At 59.2% G+C, this 22,519-nt stretch carries 12 protein-coding genes; all 12 read left to right on the top strand.

The features are described from left to right. Positions 1 to 48 precede the first annotated feature (48 nt). Positions 49 to 1,866: a RagB/SusD family nutrient uptake outer membrane protein gene (locus F1C16_RS08885; RefSeq protein ID WP_258049084.1), complete on the top strand. Its 1,818-nt coding sequence runs from the start codon at positions 49 to 51 to the stop codon at positions 1,864 to 1,866. A 229-nt stretch (positions 1,867 to 2,095) separates the two neighbouring features. Continuing rightward, the gene (locus tag F1C16_RS08880; RefSeq protein ID WP_185283966.1) at positions 2,096 to 4,042 is read left to right on the top strand and encodes a sialate O-acetylesterase; all 1,947 of its coding nucleotides are present in this window, start codon (positions 2,096 to 2,098) and stop codon (positions 4,040 to 4,042) included. Then, positions 4,032 to 6,227: a glycoside hydrolase family 3 N-terminal domain-containing protein gene (locus F1C16_RS08875; RefSeq protein ID WP_185283965.1), complete on the top strand. Its 2,196-nt coding sequence runs from the start codon at positions 4,032 to 4,034 to the stop codon at positions 6,225 to 6,227. The genes F1C16_RS08880 and F1C16_RS08875 overlap by 11 nt, the downstream gene beginning before the upstream one ends. Before the next feature lie 197 nt (positions 6,228 to 6,424). After that, entirely contained in the window at positions 6,425 to 7,951 is a 1,527-nt protein-coding gene (locus F1C16_RS08870; RefSeq protein ID WP_185283964.1) for a xylulokinase, read from the top strand. Beyond that, positions 7,929 to 9,260 (top strand): xylose isomerase, encoded by a 1,332-nt coding sequence (gene xylA / locus F1C16_RS08865; RefSeq protein ID WP_185283963.1) that lies wholly within the window; start codon positions 7,929 to 7,931, stop codon positions 9,258 to 9,260. Before F1C16_RS08870 ends, xylA begins: the two co-directional genes overlap by 23 nt. Positions 9,261 to 9,406: 146 nt before the next feature. Then, positions 9,407 to 10,522, top strand: a complete 1,116-nt coding sequence (locus F1C16_RS08860) for an endo-1,4-beta-xylanase (RefSeq protein WP_185283962.1) — start codon at positions 9,407 to 9,409, stop codon at positions 10,520 to 10,522. A gap of 129 nt (positions 10,523 to 10,651) precedes the next feature. Next, the gene (locus tag F1C16_RS08855) at positions 10,652 to 13,300 is read left to right on the top strand and encodes a glycosyl hydrolase 115 family protein (RefSeq protein WP_185283961.1); all 2,649 of its coding nucleotides are present in this window, start codon (positions 10,652 to 10,654) and stop codon (positions 13,298 to 13,300) included. 84 nt (positions 13,301 to 13,384) lie between these two features. Continuing rightward, positions 13,385 to 15,751, top strand: coding sequence for a glycoside hydrolase family 127 protein (locus tag F1C16_RS08850; RefSeq protein WP_185283960.1), 2,367 nt, complete (start codon positions 13,385 to 13,387; stop codon positions 15,749 to 15,751). 71 nt (positions 15,752 to 15,822) lie between these two features. Then, complete coding sequence (locus tag F1C16_RS08845) at positions 15,823 to 17,505, top strand: glycoside hydrolase family 43 protein (RefSeq protein WP_185283959.1); 1,683 nt, start codon at positions 15,823 to 15,825, stop codon at positions 17,503 to 17,505. 39 nt (positions 17,506 to 17,544) lie between these two features. Next, the gene (locus F1C16_RS08840; protein ID WP_185283958.1) at positions 17,545 to 19,473 is read left to right on the top strand and encodes a glycoside hydrolase family 97 protein; all 1,929 of its coding nucleotides are present in this window, start codon (positions 17,545 to 17,547) and stop codon (positions 19,471 to 19,473) included. 86 nt (positions 19,474 to 19,559) lie between these two features. Continuing rightward, the gene (locus F1C16_RS08835; RefSeq protein ID WP_185283957.1) at positions 19,560 to 20,861 is read left to right on the top strand and encodes a glycosyl hydrolase family 8; all 1,302 of its coding nucleotides are present in this window, start codon (positions 19,560 to 19,562) and stop codon (positions 20,859 to 20,861) included. 74 nt (positions 20,862 to 20,935) lie between these two features. Next, positions 20,936 to 22,489 carry a glycoside hydrolase 43 family protein gene (locus F1C16_RS08830; RefSeq protein ID WP_258049116.1) on the top strand — a complete coding sequence of 518 codons (1,554 nt, stop codon included), beginning with the start codon at positions 20,936 to 20,938 and terminating at the stop codon, positions 22,487 to 22,489. Positions 22,490 to 22,519 lie beyond the last annotated feature (30 nt).

Raw genomic sequence — 22,519 nt, 5'->3', positions numbered from 1 at the left:
ATCTATGAGCCGGGCTTCTTTCAAACCGAACGAGGCGTTAGCGGAGGGGTGACATCCTTATACGCTCACCTACGCTACATCTACGGGGATGCCTACTATTACAACACTACCGAAACCGGAACGGACGAAGTAACCTACGGGCAAAGCGCTGACGAGAACTTTCTGGCCATGGACTTCTCGGGCAGAGCGGTACTGAATGCCAACAACAGCCGTGCTGACCGAGTATGGTATGCGGCATTCCCTAACATCAATACGGCTAGCGGCATTATTCAAAATGCTTCCGCCGTGGGTACCGTTTCGCCGGCCTTGGTGGCTGAAGCACGATTCTTCCGGGCCTTCGACTACTTCCTGTTGGTACAAACTTTTGGTGGGGTGCCATTGGATTTAGGTTCGGGAGAACTGGAGTTTAACACCAACCCGATTAGAACCTCAGTCCGTAACACGGTACCCGAAGTCTATACTAAAGCGGTTTTCCCGGATCTGTTGAAGGCTATTGCTGATTTGCCGGCTAATCCGCGGGTTACGGGCGGCGTAACCAAAACGGTTGCCCGTCTCTACCTGGCCAAAGCCTACCTGACGTATGCCTGGTGGCTGGAAAACCCGAACAATATTCCGACGTATCCGGCCGCGCAGCGGGTAGATCCGAACGGCAAAAACGCCCAGTGGTATTACCAAGAGGCTTATAATGTGGCCACCGAGGGTATTGATAACCCAGGGCCATATCGTTTGCTGCCTACGTACTATGACGTGAACGTGGGCACGAATGACCGCAATGCGGAAACGATGTTGTACGCCGACCACACCGAATCCAGCGAGCAATACAACGGAAGCAGTTTAAGCTTTGGTAGCGGTGGGGCCCCTGATAACTTTGCCGGCTGGATGCTGACCTGGAACTACACCGCCATTAGAAGCTTTAAAACTTCAGATGCAACCGGCACCGGCAATGCGTCTTCCGTGCAGCGGGAAGCCGTGCAGCCGTTGGGGCGTCCTTGGGTTCGGATGGCTCCTACCATCGGCGCTGTTGCCACCACCTTTGCCGACAAAACCAACGATTCGCGCTACGATGGTACGTTTACGACAGTATACCGCGGCAACTGGCTGAAAGGAACGGGCGTTCCGGAAGCGACTTTGTATAATGCTAACAAGCTGCCGGTAAACCAGGGCGATGCCATCCTGACGTTCCTGAATGCCGATCCGGCTACTGCTATTACCTACCCCAGCGGGGCCGGTGGCAGTGGGGTAGGCGCAGGCGTACTACCCGGCCGTGCCGATTGGGTAATTGCCCCCAATGGTATCAGTCGAATTGTTTATCCGGGGCTGTGGAAACTTGGTCCTTACCGCACGGATAACGGTACGGGCTTAGGACAACCCAATGCCGCCAGCACGCGTCCGTTCAACATCGCCAAGTTCTCTGAGCTATACTTCGTAGCTGCCGAAGCAGCCGTGAAAGGAGCAACTCCTAAAACAGATAAGAGCGCCCGCGAATTGATCAATGTGATTCGGGCCCGGGCCGGCAAGTGGCGTTTCGACAATAACGGCAACGTGCCCAAAGTGCAGGATAATAGCGCTGCCATGGTAGCGGCTACCCCAACCGCTATAGACATTAACTACATCCTGGCCGAACGCTCGCGCGAGTACTACGGCGAAGGCTACCGTTGGTTTGATCTGGTGCGCACCCAGAAATGGAACGAGCTGGCTGGTACCTACCGTATTGCGGGCAACAACTACGGCGACCATACGCCTGCTACCGTCACGCGGACCATCCAACCCTACCACTACCTACGCCCCATTCCGCAGGGGCAGCTTGATGCATTAGACATGCCGGCAGAGGCAAAAGCCGCTTACCAAAACCCCAGCTACCAATAGGCTGATGCAAAAGATTGGCTGCCCGTCTTGGGCAGCCAATCTTTTCTTTTTTCTCTGAGGCGTTGTGTGCGCAGAAGGATAGTAAACTGTATAGTAGCACGCACGGCAAGTTGCTGGTACGTGTGAGGAAGCGCGAGCCCGTCTTTTTAGGTATTGAGATTATCGGTTGCTACGGTCGTCCCTGGCAACTGCGGATTAGCTGCGAGCAAGCGTATTCAAACACTGACGCATGAATTCCTTTCTAAAAGTAGTATTGTTTTCCTGTACCTGCGTGCTGCCCGCCCCGGCAGCATTCAGCCAAATTCGCCTGCCAAAGCTCGTGAGTAATGGCATGGTACTACAGCGCGAGAAACCCATCACCATCTGGGGCTGGGCCGCAGCGGGGGAGAAGGTCACCATCACTTTTCAGGGTAAAACCTACCGCGCCACTGCCGATACCAAGGGGCAGTGGCGCGTGAGCCTACCCGCCATGAAAGCCGGTGGCCCTTACGACATGACCCTGACGGCCAGCAACCAGCTGAAAGTAAGCGACATTCTGCTTGGGGACGTGTGGCTGTGCTCGGGTCAATCGAACATGGAAACCACTATGACCCGCGTGCGCGACAAGTACCCCGAGGAGGTAGCCACCGCCAACAACCCGCGCATCCGCCAGTTCAACGTGCCGATGAGCTACGCCTTCACCGGCCCCAAGGCCGACCTGAAAGGCGGCAGTTGGGTACCCGTAACGCCGCAAACCATTGGCGACTACTCGGCCGTGGCCTACTTTTTCGCCAAGGATCTGTACGCTAAGTACAAGGTGCCTATCGGTATTATCAAAGATGCCGTAGGTGGTTCGCCGGCCGAAGCCTGGCTGAGCTCCGACGCCCTCAAGCAATTCCCTACCTATCAGCAAGCCGCCGAAAAGTACAAGGACAGCACCCTAGTAGCCAGCATCCAGCAGCGCGACCAGGCTGCGGGCCGCGACTGGCAGCAGCGCCTCTACAAAGCCGACCAGGGCGAAGCGCCCGGCCAAACCAAATGGTCGGACCCCAGCTACAACGCCGCCGACTGGGCCACGATGAACGTGCCCGGCTACTGGGCCAACCAAACCCCGTTGGGACCCGTGAACGGTGTGCTCTGGTTCCGGAAGGAAGTGGACGTACCGGCCAGCATGGTGGGCAAGCCCGCTCGCCTGGAACTGGGTACGCTGGTGGATGCCGACTCTACCTATATCAATGGGCAACTGGTAGGCACTACCGGCTACCAGTACCCGCCCCGCAAATACGATTTTGGGCCGGGTGTATTGAAACCTGGCAAGAACCTGATTGTGGTGCGCCTGGTCAGCAACGGTGGGCGCGGGGGCTTCACCCTCGATAAGGAGTACCGCTTGATGGCTGGCGGCCAGACGCTGGATTTGCGCGGCCCCTGGCAGTACAAGGTAGGCGCTACCATGTCGCCCGCACCCGGTAGCACCACCTTTCAGTACCAGCCCGGTGGATTGTACAACGGCATGATTGCCCCCGTAACGCCCTACGCTATCAAAGGCATTCTGTGGTACCAGGGCGAATCGAATGCTGGCCGTACGCAGGACTACCAGACCCTGATGAACAGCCTGATTGCCGACTGGCGCCAGCACTTGCAGCAGCCCAATTTGCCTTTCCTCTTCGTGCAGTTACCCAACTTCAATGCCGCCAAGAAGGAGCCCGGTGAAAGCGGTTGGGCTATGATTCGTGACATTCAACGCCGCCTGCTTGAAGTGCCCAACACGGGTATGGCCGTGACGCTAGGTCTGGGCGAGTGGAACGACATTCACCCTGTAACCAAGCAGCCTGTAGGGCACCGCTTGGCTTTGGCCGCTCAAAAGGTAGCCTATGGTGACAAGAACGTGGTGGCCTCGGGTCCTCTCTATCAGTCGATGCAGAAAAACGGCAACAAGGCTACCCTTACGTTTTCGGGGGTAGGCAGCGGGCTGGTTGCCCAGGGCAAAGGGCCGTTGGAGGGCTTTGCCGTAGCTGGAGCCGACCACCAATTTCATTGGGCGCAGGCGCGCATTGAAGGCAATAAAGTGGTCGTGTGGAGCGACCAAGTGCAAGACCCCGTAGCCGTACGCTACGCCTGGGCCGACAACCCCGAAAACGCCAACTTAGCCAACAAAGAAGGCCTTCCCGCTTCTACATTCCGCACCGATGATTTCTAATTCTAAACGCTTTCTAACGAGCCTATTGCTGGCGGGCCTAAGCCTCAGTACCCAGGCACAGCAGTCGACCACGGCCCTCTACCTAGACCCCAAGCAGCCGCTGAACACCCGCGTCAACGACCTAATCAGCAAGCTCACGCTGGAAGAGAAGGCCGATCAGATGATGTACAACAGCAAGGCCATTGAGCGGCTGAACATCCCGGCGTATAACTGGTGGAACGAGGCCCTGCACGGAGTAGGGCGGGCCGGCGCGGCCACGGTGTTTCCGCAAGCCATCGGGCTGGGCGCTACCTTCGATGAGGACCTAGCCCAACGCGTATCCACCGCTATATCCGACGAGGCGCGGGCCATGTACAACGTGGCCGTAGCCAAGGGCTACCGCCAGCAGTACAGTGGCCTCACCTTCTGGACGCCCAACATCAATATCTTCCGTGACCCGCGCTGGGGTAGGGGACAGGAGACGTACGGCGAAGACCCTACTCTGACTGGTCGGATGGGCGTGGCCTTTGTGCAAGGCTTGCAGGGCAACGACCCGCGCTACCTCAAAACTGCTGCCTGCGCCAAGCACTTTGCCGTGCACAGCGGCCCCGAGAAACTGCGCCACGAGTTCAACGCCCAGGCCTCGCCCCAGGATTTGTGGGAAACCTATCTGCCTGCGTTTCACCAGCTAGTCAATGCCAAGGTAGAAGCCGTGATGTGCGCCTACAACGCCACCAACGGCGAGCCATGCTGCGGCAACAGCTACCTGCTGCAAGACGTGCTGCGTGGCCAGTGGCAGTTTAAGGGCCACCTTGTGAGCGACTGCTGGGCATTGGTGGATTTCTACCAAGGCCACAAAGTGGTGAAAACGCCCGCCGAAGCCGCCGCCCTAGCCCTGGAGCGGGGCGTAAACCTGAACTGTGGCAGTGTGTACCCCTCCCTACCCGAAGCGGTGCAGAAGGGACTCACCACCGAAGCGAAAATGGACAGCTCGCTGGCTATTCTGCTGCGCACCCGGTTCAAGCTGGGATTGTTTGATCCGCAGGGTAGCAGCCCCTACGACAAGCTGGGTGCCGAGACCATCAACAGCGCCAAGCACCGCGCCCTTGCCCGCGAGGCGGCCCAGAAGTCCATTGTGCTGCTCAAAAACAACGGCGTGCTGCCCCTGCGCAACGACTTGCCCAAGTACTTCGTGACCGGCCCCAACGCCGCCAACCTCGACGCGCTGCTGGGCAATTACTATGGCGTGAACCCATCGATGAGCACCATTCTGGAAGGCTTGGTGGCCGGCGTAAGCCCGGCCAGCCAGATGCAGTACCGCCCCGGCGCCCTGCTTGACCGACCTAACCAAAACGGTGTGGACTGGGTGAGCGGCACGGCCCGCACCGTGGATGCTACGTTTGTGGTGCTGGGTATCAACGGCCTGTTGGAAGGGGAAGAAGGCGAATCCATTGCCTCGCCCTCATTTGGCGACCGACTCGACTACAACCTGCCCAAAAACCAGATTGATTTCTTGCGCGGCCTGCGCAAAAACAACGACAAGCCCATCGTGGCCATCGTGACAGGCGGCTCGCCCATGAATCTGGCCGAAGTGCATGAGCTGGCCGATGCCGTGGTGCTGGCCTGGTACCCCGGCGAGGAAGGCGGCAACGCCATTGCCGACGTAGTGTTTGGCAAGGTAGCGCCCTCAGGCAAGCTGCCCATCACCTTCCCCAAATCTCTGGAGCAACTGCCTGCCTACGAAAACTACTCAATGCAGGGCCGCACCTACCGCTACATGACGCAGGAGCCGTTGTATCCCTTTGGTTTCGGGCTGAGCTACGGCAAATTCGAGTATGGTGGGCTGAAGCTGCCCAAGAAAGCAGCCAAGAATAAGCCCGTGGAGGTGGAAGCTACTGTGCGCAATGCAGGTAAAATGGCCGGCGAGGAAGTGGTGCAGCTCTACGTAACGCATCCGTCCCGCGCCGGGCAGCAAGTGCCGCTGTTTGCGCTGAAGAACTTCCGCCGCGTGCGCCTGGAACCGGGTGCCAGCGCCACTGTGAAGTTTACACTCACGCCCGAACAACTGGCCTTGGTTAACGCCCAAGGCAAAACAGTAGCCGCCAACGGACCCGTTACGATTTCGGTGGGTGGCGCCCTCCCCGGCAAGCGCAGCCAGGCGCTAGGGGCCAGCGCGCCAACCGTGGCTACAGTCGTCGTACGGTAACAAGATGGTGTTCAAAGCAGGATGAACTCCGTAGACCATACAAGAAAAAAATAGGTTTATTGCAGCTATCGGAACCGTTTTCGAAAACGGTTCCGATATAAAAAAGGCTTTTACGCTTCGTTTAAGCGGTTTTCAGACTGGTATCCTGCTTAGTGCGGGTGTATATTTCGAGAATATTAACCCTACCTTTTCCTTCTATGAACTACCTGCTTGGGTATGATATCGGCAGCTCGTCGGTGAAAGTTGCGCTCCTGAATGCCGACACGGGTAAGTGCCTGGCCAGCGCCACCTCACCCCGGCAGGAAATGGAAATCCTGGCCGTGCAGGCGGGCTGGGCCGAGCAGCGTCCTGAGCGCTGGTGGCAGGAAGCCATCAACGCCACTCAGGAGTTGAAGGCCAGCTACGGTTTCGATGCGACGCAGGTAGCAGGCATCGGCATCACCTACCAGATGCATGGGTTAGTGCTGATGGATAAGGCCGGCAAGGTCTTGCGCCCCGCCATCATCTGGTGCGACAGCCGCGCCGTGGACTACGGCAATGCGGCCTTCGAGGCCTTGGGCGAAGAATATTGCCTGCAAAATTTCCTCAACTCGCCCGGCAACTTTACGGCGTCTAAGCTGAAGTGGGTGCACGATAACGAGCCGGAGGTATACGCGCAAATCTACAAAATCCAGCTGCCCGGCGACTATATCGCCTTTCAGATGACGGGTGAGCTGCAAACCACCGTGTCGGGTCTGTCGGAAGGCGTGTTCTGGAACTTCCGCGAGCAGGCGGTAGCGCAAGAGCTGCTCGACTACTACGGTCTCGACCATGACTTGCTACCTACCTTGGTAGATACCTTTGCCGAGCAGGGCCGCCTGACGCCCGAAGCCGCCCAAGAGCTAGGCCTGGCACCCGGAACACCCGTGAGTTACCGCGCCGGCGACCAGCCCAACAATGCCTTCTCCCTGAACGTGTTGCAGCCCGGCGAAATTGCCGCTACGGCCGGCACCTCGGGCGTGGTCTACGGCATCAGCGACCAGCCGGTGGTAGACTCCCGCTCTCGCGTGAATGCTTTTGTGCACGTGAACAGCCAGCCCGATCAGCCCCGCAACGGCATGCTGATGTGCATGAACGGCACGGGTATTCTCAATAGCTGGCTGCGCAAAATTGTGGGCGAGCTGCCTTATGATGAGATGAACCGCTTGGCTGCCCAAGCGCCGGTAGGGGCCGAGGAGCTGCTGTTTCTACCCTTCGGCAATGGCGCCGAGCGCATCCTCGAAAACGAACCGACCACTGCCGAGCTGCTGGGCCTCAGCCTTACGCGCCACGATCGTACCCACGTACTGCGCGCCGCGCAGGAAGGCATCGTGTACGCGCTCAACTACGGCATTGACATTATGCGGGCGGCGGGTGTGCAGGTGCACACCGTGCGCGCCGGCAACGCCAATATGTTCCTGAGTCCGGTGTTTCGGGAGGCCTTTGTGAATACGGCTAACGTAACACTGGAACTGTTTAACACCGACGCCGCCCAGGGTGCAGCCCGCGGCGCTGGGGTAGGAGTGGGACTCTACGCCTCGCCCGCCGACGCCTTTGTGGGCCTGGAGCGTATTCTCACGCTGGCGCCTACCTCCGAGTTACAAACCCAATATCAGGAAGCCTATGCCCGGTGGCACCAGGCGCTTACCCAACAGATTCTTTCAACTTCAACCATTTCCCACCATGTCGAGCAACACGCTAACTAAGACGGAGCATTTCAAAGGCATAGACGTTATCAAGTACGAAGGCCGCGAGTCGGACAACCCATTGGCGTTCAAATGGTACGATGAGAACCGTGTGGTAGCCGGCAAAACCATGAAGGAGCACCTGCGCTTCGCTGTGGCTTACTGGCATACCTTCACCGGCACTGGCGGCGACCCGTTTGGTCCTGGCACCAAAGAGTTTGGCTGGGATGCCAAGGGTGATATCCTGGGCCGCGCTCACGATAAGATGGACGCTGCTTTCGAGTTTTTCACCAAGCTGGGCACGCCTTACTACTGCTTCCACGACGTGGATTTGGTGGACGAGGCGTCTTCCCTGAAAGAGTACGAAAGCAACCTGCAAGCCATCGTGGGCTACGCCAAGCAGAAGCAGCAGGAAACTGGTGTGAAGCTGCTATGGGGCACGGCCAACGTATTTTCGAACCCGCGCTACATGAACGGCGCCAGCACCAACCCCGACTTTTCGGTGCTGACCTATGCCGCTACCCAGGTGAAAAACTCGCTGGACGCGACTATCGCTTTGGGCGGTGAAAACTACGTGTTCTGGGGTGGCCGCGAGGGCTACATGACCCTGCTCAACACCAACATGAAGCGCGAGCTGGCGCACATGGGCCGTTTCCTGGCTACGGCCCGCGACTACGCCCGCAAGCAGGGCTTCACCGGCAAGTTCTTCATCGAGCCTAAGCCCGCTGAGCCTACCAAGCACCAGTACGACTTCGACGCCGCCACGGTAATCGGCTTCCTGAAAGAGTATGGCCTGGAAGATGATTTCATGCTGAACCTGGAAGTGAACCACGCTACCCTAGCTGGGCACACGTTCCAGCACGAGTTGCAAGTGGCCGCCGACGCCAACATGCTGGGCTCGATGGACGCCAACCGCGGCGACTACCAGAACGGCTGGGACACCGACCAGTTCCCCAACAACCTGAACGAGCTGGCTGAGTCGATGCTGGTGATTCTGGAGGCCGGGGGCTTCAAGCACGGCGGCATCAACTTCGACGCCAAAACCCGCCGCAACTCCACCGACCTGGAGGACATCTTCATTGCCCACATTGCCGGTATGGACGCCTTCGCCCGCTCGCTGGTGATTGCCAACGACATTCTGGAGAAGTCGGCCTACAAGAAATTCCGCACGGAGCGTTACGCCTCGTTCGATTCGGGTGCGGGCGCGGCCTTCGAGCGCGGCGAGCTGACCTTAGAAGACTTGCGTCGTCTGGCCTTCGAGCACGGCGAGCCTACCCCTCGCAGCGGCAAGCAGGAGTGGTTGGAAAGCCTGATCAACCAATATATTTAAGCTGAAAAGATGAAATGCTCTCCCTGGTTGGCTGCCTAGCAACGAACCGGGGGGAGCATTTTTTCCATGTATGTATTCCCGCCACCCCACAAGGGGGTAGGCGCGGGGCGGTATGTCCTGTTACGATCTTCCTTATCGACTTTCCAATGAAAACTAAAAGCAGCCTATTGTATCTCGGTTTGGCTGGCTTCTGCCTGGGATTTGTGCAGAAATCGGAGCCGACCCTGAAAGATGCTTATAAGAAGGATTTCTACGTGGGGGCAGCGCTCAACTACCGCCAAATCGGCGGACAAGACGCCCAGGCTACGGCCCTGATCAAGCAGCAATTCAACACCATCAGCCCCGAAAACCTGCTGAAGTGGGGTCCGGTGCACCCGCAGCCCGACAAGTACAACTTCAAGCCTGCCGACGACTACGTGGCCTTTGGCCAACAGAACAAGATGTTCATTGTAGGCCACACGTTACTATGGCATCAGCAAACGCCCAATTGGGTCTTTGAGGGCGAGAACGGCCAACCCGCTAGCCGCGAGGTGCTGCTGAAACGTCTGGAGGACCACATCAACACCGTAGTGGGCCGCTACAAAGGCAAGATTGGCGGTTGGGACGTAGTGAATGAGGCCATCGACGACCAGCAGGGCGACCTGCGCAAGACCAAGTGGCTGGAAATCCTGGGCGAAGATTTCGCCGCCAAAGCTTTTGAGTACGCCCACAAAGCCGACCCCAAGGCTGAGCTCTATTACAACGATTATAGCCTCTACCGTCCTGAAAAGCGGGAAGGCGTGATTAAACTTGTGAAAGGCTTGCAGGCCAAGGGCATCAAGGTAACGGCCATCGGCATGCAGGGCCACTACGGCCTCACCAAGCCTACCATTGCGCAGGTGGAGGAAAGTATTGTGGCCTTCGCGAAGCTGGGTGTGCACGTCAACTTCACGGAGCTGGATATTGATGTGCTGCCGAACCCCAGCCGCCGCCAAGGCGCCGACATTGCCGAGACCTTCGGTGCCGATGCCAAGTACAACGTCTACACCACCGGCCTACCCGACTCGGTGCAGCAGCAACTCACGAAACGATATGCCGACCTATTTGCGTTGTTCCGGAAGCACCGCGACGTGATTGACCGCATCACCCTCTGGGGCGTGACGGATGCCGATTCTTGGCTGAACGATTGGCCCATCAAAGGCCGCACCAGCTACCCGCTGCTGTTCGACCGTCAGTACCAGACCAAGCCCGCCTTCCGGGCTGTGGTGCAGGCTGCGCGGTAGGGGCGCGTTGCACCACAGCTCATTTTCGTGGGCGTTGTGGTCAACTTCCCTACCTGCCATGTGCAACGACGGGCGCGTGCAACGCGCCCCTACTACCCTGTTTCCTACCCGCGCGTTAACCCACCTACTATGCCTTCTTTATCTATTCCCCGGCGCTTCATCTTGCTGCTTGTTACCGGCCTGACGCTCGGTGCCACGCAGCCCGCTCAAGCCCTTGATGGCACTTCCTACGTCACGTCGAAAAAGCAAAAGGGCAGTTTCGCGCTGGAAGCTGGCGGCAAAGCCGCGCCACTCTACGCCAGCGCTCAGGACTGGCCAGGCGTGCTGCGAGCGGCTAAAGATTTGCAGGCCGACATCCACCGCGTGACCAGCGTGACGCCTACCCTCACCACCGACCAGGCGCCGAAGGGTAGGGAAGTGGTACTGATTGGGACCATCGGCAAGAGCCCGCTCATTGACCAATTGGTGCGCGACAAGAAGCTCGACGTGTCGGGGGTAGTGGGCAAGTGGGAAGTGTTTGTGGAACAAATAGTTGACAAGCCGATGCCCGGCGTAGACCGCGCCCTGGTGATTGCCGGTAGCGACAAACGCGGCACCATCTACGGCATCTACGATTTGTCGGAGCAGATGGGGGTATCGCCGTGGTACTGGTGGGCCGATGTGCCAACCAAGCCCCAAAAGGCCTTGTATGTGGCGGCGGGTAGGCACACGCAGGGCGAACCGAAGGTGAAATACCGCGGCATCTTCATCAACGACGAGGCGCCGGCCATGTCGGGCTGGACGAAGGAGAAGTTTGGCGGCTTCAACTCAAAGATGTACACCCACATGTTTGAGCTGATCCTACGCCTGAAAGGTAACTACCTCTGGCCTGCCATGTGGGGCAACGCCTTCAACGACGACGACCCGCAAAACCCCGTGCTGGCCGACGAGTACGGTATTGTGATGGGCACCTCCCACCACGAACCCCTCACTCGCGCCCACGACGAGTGGCGCCGCTATGGCAAAGGCCCCTGGAACTACCAGACCAACGCCGACGTGCTGCGCGAGTTCTGGCGCGGTGGCATGCAGCGCATGGGCACCCGCGAAAACGTAGTGACCATTGGCATGCGCGGCGACGGCGACGAGCCGATGAGCGAGGGTAGCAATATTGCCCTGCTGGAGAAAATCGTGGCCGATCAGCGCCAGATTATTGCTGATGTAACTGGCAAGCCCGCCGAGCAGACGCCCCAGCTGTGGGCGCTCTACAAAGAAGTGCAAGACTACTACGATAAAGGAATGCGCGTGCCCGACGACGTGACCTTGCTCTTGTGCGATGACAACTGGGGCAACCTGCGCAAACTGCCCAAACTGGGCGAGAAGCCCCGCGCCGGCGGCTACGGCATCTACTACCACTTCGACTATGTGGGTGGCCCGCGCAACTACAAGTGGTTGAACACGAACCCGCTGCCACGCATCCGCGAGCAAATGCAACTGGCCCACGAGTACGGCGCAAACCAGATTTGGGTGGTAAACGTGGGTGACCTAAAGCCGATGGAGTTGCCTATCAGCTTCTTCCTCGACTATGCCTGGAACCCCGACAATATAAAAGCCGACGAGGTAGGCGAATACACTCGACAGTGGGCCGCCCAGCAGTTTGGCGAAAAGCACGCCGCGGGCATTGCCGATATTCTGGCCAAATACGCCAAATACAACGCCCGCCGCAAGCCCGAGCTGCTGAGTCAGAACACCTACAGCCTGATCAACTACAGCGAGTTTGCCACCGTGGTAGCCGACTACAACCAACTACTGGCCCAGGCCGAAACCATTGGCCGGCAACTTCCCGCCGCAGCGCAAGATGCCTACTTCGAGCTGGTGCTACACCCCGTGCTGGCCTGCGCCAACCTGAACGAGTTGTACTACACCGTGGCCCTAAACCATGAAGCCGCCCAGCATAACCGAGCCAACGCCAACGAGTTGGCAGCCAAGGCCAAGGCGCTGTTTGAGAAAGACGCCGAGATTTCGAAGCGCTACAACGCCATTGCCAGCGGCAAATGGAACCACATGATGGACCAGATGCACATCGGCTATAAGGCCTGGCACGACGAGAAGGCCGACAAAATGCCGGAGGTGCAAACCATTGCCGCAACGGCGGCTACGGCGCCAGCGCTATCTGTTGCCGCGGCCGTGCAGAAACCGCAGCCGCAACCCGCGTCGGGCGCGGCCTTCGTGGAGGCTGATGGCTACGTGTCCGTAGAGGCACCGCACTACAGCAAGGCTGTGGATGGTAGCCAGGCGAAATGGCAAACTATTCCGGACCTGGGGCGCACGCTGGGCGGCATCAGCACATATCCAACGACGGCGCCCATTACGCAACCTGGCGGCAACAGTCCACATCTGGAATATCAGATGCAGCTTTCTACGGCCGGCCCCGTCACTGTACAAGCCTACCTGGCGCCTACCTTGAACTTTACGGGTGGCGAGGGGCTGCGTTACGCTGTGTCGTTCGACGACGAAGCCCCGCAAATCGTGAATCTGCACACGGGCATGGTAGCCGACAACGGCAACCGCCCCTGGGAAAAAGCTGTGGCCGAGAATATCATCCTGAAAACCACTCAGCACACCCTTGCCACGCCCGGCAAGCACATGCTGAAGTTCTGGCGCGTTGATCCGGGCGTGGTGCTGGAAAAGCTGGTGGTAGACTGCGGCGGACTGAAGCCCAGCTATCTGGGTCCGCCGGAAAGTGCTACGGGTACCAAGCCAGCTCCTGCGGCAACGAAAAACAGCGTGGGGCAGCGCTAGTGCTACCCCGCATGGCGTGCTCTATTTCGTTACCTTTTCGGCACCGGACTCTCTTTAGCGCATACAACCAGAGCATTGTTTATCATGACGCATCGTTTTCTACTTCTTTCCGCTTGCTTGCTGCCCCTGCTCGGCCACGGGCAAAGCACGGTCTTGCAAAGTTTTCCCCTCTCGGCGGTGCAGCTGCTGGACAGCCCATTTCAGCAGGCGCAGCAAACCGATAAGGCTTACATACTGGCCCTCGACCCTAACCGGCTGCTGGCCCCCTACCAGACCGAGGCCGGCATTCAGCCAAAAGCGGAGCGCTACGGCAACTGGGAAAACACCGGCCTCGACGGCCATATTGGGGGGCACTACCTCTCGGCGCTGGCGCTTATGTATGCCGCCACCGGCGACGCGCAAGTGCAGCAGCGCCTCACCTACATGATGGACGAGCTAGACCGCTGCCAGCAGAAAAACGGCAACGGCTACCTTGGGGGCGTGCCGGGCGGCAAGGCTATGTGGCAGCAGGTGAAAGCCGGCAACATCAAAGCCAACAGCTTTGGGCTGAATGATAAGTGGGTGCCGCTTTACAACCTGCACAAAACCTACGCCGGCCTGCGCGACGCCTACCTGATTGGCGGCAACGCCAAGGCCAAAGACATGCTGATCAAGCTGACGGATTGGTGCCTGGACCTTACGGCCAACCTCACCGATGCCCAAATTCAGGACATGCTGCGCAGTGAGCACGGCGGCCTGAACGAAGTATTTGCTGACGTAGCCAGCATCACCGGCGACGCAAAGTACCTGAAGCTGGCCCAGCGCTTCTCGCATCAGGCCGTGCTAGAACCGCTGCTGGCTAGCCAAGATGTACTCAGCGGCATGCACGCCAATACGCAGATTCCGAAAGTTATTGGGTTTGAGCGCGTGGCAGAAGCTGGTGGCAACCCTACCTGGTCCAACGCAGCCACGTTTTTCTGGAAAACCGTGGTGGAAAACCGCACCGTATCGATTGGGGGCAACAGTGTGAGTGAGCACTTCAACCCGGTTGATAACTTCTCCTCCATGCTCGAAAGCACGGAAGGACCGGAGACGTGCAACACCTATAACATGCTCAAGCTCAGCAAACAGCTGTACCTGCGCAGCGCATCTACCCGCTACCTCGACTACTACGAGCGGGCTATGTACAACCACATTCTTTCCACGCAACACCCCGAGGAGGGCGGCTTCGTGTACTTCACGCCCATGCGCCCGCGCCACTACCGCGTGTATTCGCAGCCGCAGGAAAGCTTCTGGTGCTGCGTGGGTTCGGGGCTGGAAAACCACGGCAAGTACGGCGAGCTGGTGTATGCGCACCGCAACCAGCAGGAGCTATTGGTGAATCTGTTTGTGCCCTCGCGCCTTGCCTGGGCCGAGCAGGGACTCATCCTAACCCAGCAGACGAAGTTTCCCTTTGAGGAACGCTCGCAACTGCAATTGCAGCTGAAAAAGCCGCGCACCTTTGCCCTCAGCATCCGGCAACCCAACTGGGTGCCGGCCGGCCAACTAACCATTCAGGTAAATGGCAAAGCCGTGACGCCTACCACCGCCGAGCCGGGCTACGCTACCGTAACGCGCAAGTGGCGTTCGGGCGATGTGGTGACGGTGGCTCTACCCATGCACACCACCGCCGAGTACATGCCCGACCACTCGCCCTGGGTGTCGTTTGTGCACGGGCCGCTGGTGCTGGCCGCCGTCACAGACACCACCGATCTGGCCGGCTTGCACGCCGACAGCAAACGCATGGCGCACGTGGCAAGCGGTCCGCTCTACCCCGTGGAGGATGCCCCACTGCTTGTCTCTACCAGCCCGAATGTGGCCGAAGGTATCAAGCCTGTAGCTGGCAAGTCGCTGACATTCAGTGCTGCTGGCCTCATCAACTCCGATAAGTACCGCAACGTGCAGCTAGTGCCGTTCTACCAGATTCAGGATGCGCGCTACATGGTGTATTGGCCCGTGACAACGCCCGAAGGCTTGGCCGCCCGTAAGGAAGAAATCCGCCGCCGCGACGCCGAAAAACGCGCCCTGGAAGCCCGTACTATCGACCAGGTAACGCCCGGTGAGCAACAGCCCGAGTCGGACCACAATTTCCAAAGCGACCGTTCGGAGACGGGCATTCACAGCAACCGCCACTGGCGGCACGCTACAGGCTGGTTCAGCTACCAGCTGCGCAATCCTAACCGGGCCGCGCGTGCGCTGCGCGTCACTTACTCCGGCGGCGACCGAAATCGGCAGTTCACCATTCTGGTCAACGGTGCGCCGCTGACTCAGGTAACGCTCACGGGCAATCAAAAAAGCGACTTCTACGATGTGGAGTACGCCCTACCCGAATCTCTGCGTCGCGCCAACGCCCCTACTACCCTTACGGTGAAATTTGAGGCGGCAGCGGGCTCCACGGCGGGCGGCGTCTACGACGTACGGCTGCTTAACTAACGTCCTACTTACCGCCAGCTACTCCTTCTGCTAAACAATTCGAAACATCATCGCCATCCGAACCCGATACTATGTTACCAAAGCGTCCGAGACTATTCATCACTGCCCTAGCAGCGCTACTGCTACAAAACGCTGTTTCTTCTGCACAATCGATTGAGTTAGTCAATCCTATCCTGACCGGCTTCTACCCCGACCCTAGTATTACCAAGGTAGGCAAGGACTACTACCTAGTGAATTCAACGTTTTCCTACTTTCCCGGCATTCCGGTGATGCACAGCCAGGACCTCAAAAACTGGAAGCAGGTAGGTAACGTGATAGACCGGCCTTCGCAAATGACTTTCATGGGCGACCGGATGACCCGTGGGCTGTTTGCGCCGGCCATTGAGCACCACAACGGCACGTTCTACGTGACGTGTACGCTGATCGACCACAAGGGCAACTTCGTGGTGACGGCCAAAAACCCAGCGGGCCCGTGGAGCGACCCAGTGTTCCTGCCCGAGGTGCGCGGCATCGACCCTTCCCTGTACTTTGAGGGCGACAAAGCCTATGTTATCTACAACAGCGACCCGCCCGGCACGCCCCTGTACGATGGGCATCGCTCCATCAAGATTATTGAGCTGAACCCGCAGACGTTAAAAACCGTGGGTGAAGCCAAAATAGTGGTGAATGGGGGAGTAGACCTCAGCAAAAAGCCCGTCTGGATTGAAGGACCGCACTTGATGAAGCGGGGCGACTGGTACTACCTCTACGCGGCCGAGGGTGGTACGTCGGTCAACCACACCGAGGTAGTGTTCCGCGGCAAGACGGCCCTGGGGCCGTTTGTGCCTTATGAGAAGAACCCCATTCTCTCGCAGCGCGAACTGCCCAAAGACCGCAAAGACCCTATCACTTCGGCTGGTCACGCGCAGTTTGTAGAAGGACCCGATGGCAAGACGTATGCTATTTTCCTGGCTGTGCGACCCTACGAGGACAACTTCTATAACACGGGCCGCGAAACGTTTATCGTGCCTGTGGAGTGGAAGGATGAGTGGCCGGTAACGGTGCCTGGCCCCAACGGAGTGCAGTATTCCTACAAAGCCAACTTCCCCGAGGTAAAGCAGAAAGGCGCCCTACCCCAGAGCGGCAACTTCGCTTACACGCTCACCTTCGAGAAGCAACTCGACCCCGCGCTACTGTTTATGCGCACCGTAGACAGCACGAATTTTTCGCTGAGCAAAGCCAACGGCCTGACATTGAAATTGAAGCCGGAAACAGTGGCCGAAACTGGCAACCCGGCCTTCATCGGCAAGCGCCAGCAGCACATGTACGGCAGCGCCGAAACCGAACTGACGTTTGCGGCCAAGGCAGCTAACGAAACGGCGGGATTGGTGGTATTCCAAGATGAGAAGCACTTCTACTACCTCTGCAAGTCGGTGGAGAATGGCAAGCCCGTTGTGCAGCTGCTCAAGAGCACGGCCGACGCGAAGAACACCGAACTGCTGGCGAAAGCGCCTTTGAAAGCGGCGACCGGCAAAGTGCAGCTGCGCATCAACGCCGACGGTGATACCTATAGCTTCCGCTTTTCAGAGGACGGCAAAAAGTATACACTGTTGAAAGACAAGGTGGATGCGCGCTTCTTGAGCACGCAGGTGGCGGGTGGCTTCATTGGCTGCCTCTACGGTATGTATGGCACCTCGGCCGGGCAGCCCACCACCAATACGGCCTCCTTCAAGTGGCTGAAGTACGAGGGCCACGACCCCATGTACAAGAAATAAGACGCGGTCCGCTAGCTACGCTTCCACCTTCCTTTCTCTATGCGCTTATACTCAGTTATTTGCTTGCTCGTGCTACCCCTTGCTGCTGCCCAGGCCGCTAAGCCCATCCAGATTAGTAGCCCCGACGGGGCCGTGCAGGTGACGGTAGATGTAACGGCCCAAGGCCAGCCTACCTACGCTGTGCGCTACCGCCAGGCCGAGCTGCTACGACCCTCGCGCCTGGGCCTCCGCCTTGCCAGCGCCGACCTCACGCAGGGCCTCAAACTCACGAAAGCCGACAAGCAAACCGCTGTGGCCGACGACTACCAGCTGGCCACCGACAAGCGCGCCAACTGCCGCTACCGGGCCAACCGGCGCGTGCTGCACTTTATGGGGGCGGCCGGGGCGCCGCAGCTCAGCGTGGTGTTTCAGGTGTCGAATGATGGGGTAGCGTTTCAGTATGTGCTAGAGGGACCTAGTAAGGAAGTACAGCACATCACGGCCGAAGCCACTTCCTTTCATTTGCCGACTAGTGCTAAAGGCTGGCTGCACCCACACGCCAAAGCCCAGACGGGATTTGCAAACACGCAGCCCTCGTATGAGGAAAACTACCAGCGCGGCATCGCGGCCGGTACGCCTTCTACCATCGGGCAAGGGTGGTCGTTTCCGGCCTTGTTTCAAACCGCCGGGCACTGGGTGCTGCTGACCGAGGCCGGCATGGGCCGCACCTACGCCGGCACCCACCTGGCCCACGAGTCGCCCGATGCCGAGTATGCCGTGGCCTTTCCGCAGGCTCCCGAAAAAACGACGCCCGACGCGGCCCTGCTGCCCGAAAGCAGCTTGCCGTGGAGTACGCCCTGGCGCGTGGTGGTAGTAGGAAATTCGCTGGCGCCCATCGTGGAATCGACGCTGACGACGGACCTGAGCGCGCCCGCTACAACGCCGGTGCTCACCGAGGCGCCCGGCAAATCGTCGTGGTCGTGGGTGCTGATGGGGGACCAAAACACCACCTACGACGTGCAGCGCCGCTTCATCGATTACGCCGCTACTATGGGCTGGCGCTACTGCCTCGTGGATGCCCTCTGGGACAAGCAAATCGGCTACGACAAAACCCAGGAGCTGGCTCAGTACGCGCGCTCCAAAAACGTAGGCCTGCTGGTGTGGTACAACTCGAACGGCCACTGGAACCAGGCTCCGCAAACGCCCGCTAACGTGCTGTTTGAACCCGAAAGCCGACGCAAGGAGTTTGCGCGCATCAAGCAGATGGGCGTGGCCGGGGTAAAAATCGACTTCTTCGGAGGCGATGGGCAGTCGTTTATGAACTACTACCAGGATATCCTGACGGATGCTGCCCAGGCTGGCCTTCTGGTCAACTTTCACGGCACGACCATCCCGCGGGGCTGGAACCGGACTTACCCCAACCTGATGACGATGGAGGCCGTGAAGGGCTTCGAGTTCCTGACCTTCGACCAGCGCAACACCGATCAGGAGGCCACCCACTGCGCTACACTGCCCTTCACCCGCAACGCCGTGGGCCCAATGGACTTCACGCCCATGGCCTTTTCGGAGATACGCGGCAAGGAGCGTCGCACGTCCAATGCCTTTGAGCTGGCGTTGTCGGTGCTGTTTCAGTCGGGTATTCAGCACTATGCCGAGGTGCCCGAGGGCATGGCCGCGCAGCCCGCTTACGTGCAGGATTTCGTGAAGAAGCTACCGCCGCGCTGGGCTGACGTGAAGCTGATGGACGGCTTCCCCGGCGAGTATGCGGTGCTGGCCCGGCAGGCCCCCGGCGGCGGGTGGTATGTGGCCGGCATCAACGCCACCGACGCACCCAAAACCATTCAGGTTGACCTCGGCAAGCTAGGCCTCAAAAACGGCACGCTCATCACCGACGGCGACACCAACCGCAGCTTCAGCACGCGGGCCGTGGCGGGCAGCACCGTCAGCGTGACGTTGCCCGCGCGGGGCGGCTTCGTGGTGCAGCCCTAGGCCACTGATCGGCCTCGTCTCCCTACCATCTACCAAACGGTCAGCCCGTGCGAAGCGCCGCACGGCCGCTCATTTGCCTTATCTCTATGAACGCACGCTTTTCTTTCCTTCACCGCAGCCGGGTTGGCTTGCTGCTGCTAGGCTTGCAATGTGCTGGCCTAGGTAGCGCGGCGGCCCAGCGCACCTCCAAACCCAAACAGGCGCCCACTACGCAAAAAGGGGCTTTTTACACGGGCAAGTACCCGAATTTGCTGCGGGAGGCAGGCTACAGCCAAGCCGCCATCGACCAGAAAGTAGCGCAGGCCTACCACGACGTGTTTGAAGGGCCCAACAAGGTGTATTTCGAGGTAGGCGACTCGATGGCCTACGTGTCGGATGTGAAAAACCACGATGCCCGCACCGAAGGCATGTCGTATGGCATGATGGTGGCCGTGCAGATGAACAAAAAGCAGGTGTTTGACCGCCTCTGGCGCTGGTCGAAGAAGAACTTGCAGCACCAGAGCGGCCCGCTGGAAGGCTACTTCGCCTGGAGTTTCAGCACCACCACGATGAAGCTCAATTCGGAGGGGCCCGCCTCCGATGGCGAGCTGTACTTCGTCACTAGCCTGCTGTTTGCCGCCAACCGTTGGGGCAACAACACCGGCATCAACTACTACCAAGAGGCCCGCCGCATCCTGGATGCCTCGTGGAAAAAGGATGGCACCGGCGGCGTGCGTAACCTTTTCAATACCGAGCACAAGCAAATCACCTTTGTGCCGGTAGGGGACATGTACAACTGGACGGACCCATCCTACCATGTGCCGGCCTTTCTGGAAGTGTGGGCCACTTACGCCAAGGACGGGCACGAGCCGTTTTACCGGGCATGCGCCGATACGGCGCGGGCGTTTCTGCACCGTGCCTGCGCCGCTCCCACGGCCCTCAACTACGACTACACCGAGTTTAGCGGCAAGCCCCACGCGACCAAGTGGGCGCCGCCCGCCTTCCGCTACGACTCGTGGCGGGTGCCCATGAACATTGCCATGGACTACGTGTGGTTTGGCAAGGACAAGGCCTGGCAGGAGCAGTATGCTCGGCGCTTCCAAGGGTTTTTGCGCGGCAAGGGGGTGAACACCTTCGAGGACCAGTTCAACGTGGATGGCTCACGGCCCGAGTTTATTCTACAGGCCGGCGACGTCAAGAAATTGCGGCACTCCCTAGGCCTAGTGGCCACTAGCGCCTCGGCCTCGCTTATGCACCAAGACCGGGACCTGGCCTTTGTGCACGCGCTCTGGAATGCCAAGCTGGCCCCCTATGAAGACGGGTACTTTGACCCCTACTACGACGGCCTGCTGTACCTGTTTAGCCTGCTGCACCTGAGCGGCAAATACCAGGCTATCAAGCCTGCTTAAATCCGATTCTCTACTCACCTCAGCGTTCGTGGTCTATGCCTTATTCTTTGAAACGGAGTGTTTTAGCTATTGGGGTGTTCTTCGCCTCTGCGGTAGTGACCCCGCTGGCGGCGCAGGTAAAGCAGGCGCAAAACCCTGTCATCTTCGCCGATGTGCCGGACCTGTCGATGATACGGGTGGGGGATACCTACTACATGAGTAGTACGACCATGCACATGACGCCGGGCGTGCCCATCATGAAGTCGAAAGACCTGGTGAACTGGCACTTGGTGAGCTACGCCTCCGACACGCTGGGCAACCAGGATGAGCTGACGCTGCGCAACGGCAAGAGCACGTACGGCCGCGGCTCGTGGGCCAGCAGCCTGCGGTTTCACCAGGGCACCTACTACGTCTCGACCTTCGCCCAGACCACGGGCAAGACCTACATCTATTCCACCAAGAACATCGAGAAGGGTCCCTGGAAAGCCGTGTCGTTTAAGCCGAGCTACCACGACCATTCCCTGTTTTTTGATGATGATGGCCGTGTGTACCTAGTATATGGCGCCGGTAAGCTGCAGTTGATTGAGCTGAAGGCCGACGCCTCTGGCGTGAAGCCCGGCGCTACCGAGCAGGTGCTGATCGAAAACGCCAGCACCCCAGCCGGCCCCAACCTAGGCCTACCCGCCGAAGGTTCGCAACTGTTTAAGATCAAGGGCAAGTACTACCTCTTCAACATCACCTGGCCCAAGGGTGGTATGCGCACCGTGGTGGTGCACCGGGCCGACAAGCTCACCGGTCCCTACGAAGGGCGGGTGGCGCTGCAAGACCTAGGCGTGGCCCAGGGCGGCCTCATCGACACGCCCGATGGGCGGTGGTTTTCCTACCTGTTCCGCGACTACGGCGCCGTAGGCCGCATCCCGTACCTGGTGCCCGTGACGTGGACTGACGGCTGGCCGGTGCTAGGTAGTCCGACCGGCAAAGTACCTCAGACGCTGGCCCTACCCGCCAGCAAAGGCCTGATTCCGGGCATTGTAGCCTCGGATGAGTTTAGCCGGCGCAAGGGCGAGCCTGCCTTGCCGCTGGTGTGGCAGTGGAACCACAACCCCGAAAACTCCCTCTGGTCGCTGACTGACCGCCCTGGCTACCTACGCCTCAAAACTGGCCGCACGGATACCACCTTCCTGCTGGCCCGCAACACCCTCACCCAGCGCACCATCGGCCCGACTTGCGCCGGCACTACGGCTCTAGATGTATCGCACCTTAAGGATGGTGATTTTGCTGGCCTAGCCCTGCTGCAAAAGCGCTACGGCCTGGTAGGAGTGGAGTCGCGCAACGGCAAGAAGTCCATCGTCATGGTTAGCGCCGAATCGGAGAAACCCGTGGAGCTGCAACGCCTGCCGCTGATGCAGAACACAGTGTACTTCAAGGCGGAATGCGACTTCACCGAGCGCAAGGACGTGGCGACCTTCTACTACAGCCTCGATGGCAAAATGTGGAAAGCCATTGGCGGCCCGCTCAAGATGGCTTACACGCTGCCCCACTTCATGGGCTACCGGTTCGGGCTGTTCAATTACGCCACGAAGCAGGCGGGCGGCTACGCCGATTTCGACTACTTCCGAATTGCGGAGACACTTACCAGTGCTAAGTAGCTTTTACCCAACGGTCATGCTGAGCGCAGC

Origin of the sequence: Hymenobacter sp. NBH84, from assembly GCF_014217645.1 — a bacterium.
GTDB classification, from domain to species: domain Bacteria; phylum Bacteroidota; class Bacteroidia; order Cytophagales; family Hymenobacteraceae; genus Hymenobacter; species Hymenobacter profundi.
Note: the sequence above shows the minus strand (reverse complement) of the source record. Positions and strands in the feature narration are given on the sequence as shown.

Excerpts from the sequence above, each read along its gene's own strand:
- F1C16_RS08880 (WP_185283966.1), top strand. The coding sequence starts at position 2,096 with ATGAATTCCTTTCTAAAAGTAGTATTGTTTTCCTGTACCTGCGTGCTG.
- F1C16_RS08875 (WP_185283965.1), top strand. The coding sequence starts at position 4,032 with ATGATTTCTAATTCTAAACGCTTTCTAACGAGCCTATTGCTGGCGGGC.
- F1C16_RS08870 (WP_185283964.1), top strand. The coding sequence starts at position 6,425 with ATGAACTACCTGCTTGGGTATGATATCGGCAGCTCGTCGGTGAAAGTT.
- xylA (WP_185283963.1), top strand. The coding sequence starts at position 7,929 with ATGTCGAGCAACACGCTAACTAAGACGGAGCATTTCAAAGGCATAGAC.
- F1C16_RS08860 (WP_185283962.1), top strand. The coding sequence starts at position 9,407 with ATGAAAACTAAAAGCAGCCTATTGTATCTCGGTTTGGCTGGCTTCTGC.
- F1C16_RS08855 (WP_185283961.1), top strand. The coding sequence starts at position 10,652 with ATGCCTTCTTTATCTATTCCCCGGCGCTTCATCTTGCTGCTTGTTACC.
- F1C16_RS08850 (WP_185283960.1), top strand. The coding sequence starts at position 13,385 with ATGACGCATCGTTTTCTACTTCTTTCCGCTTGCTTGCTGCCCCTGCTC.
- F1C16_RS08845 (WP_185283959.1), top strand. The coding sequence starts at position 15,823 with ATGTTACCAAAGCGTCCGAGACTATTCATCACTGCCCTAGCAGCGCTA.
- F1C16_RS08840 (WP_185283958.1), top strand. The coding sequence starts at position 17,545 with ATGCGCTTATACTCAGTTATTTGCTTGCTCGTGCTACCCCTTGCTGCT.
- F1C16_RS08835 (WP_185283957.1), top strand. The coding sequence starts at position 19,560 with ATGAACGCACGCTTTTCTTTCCTTCACCGCAGCCGGGTTGGCTTGCTG.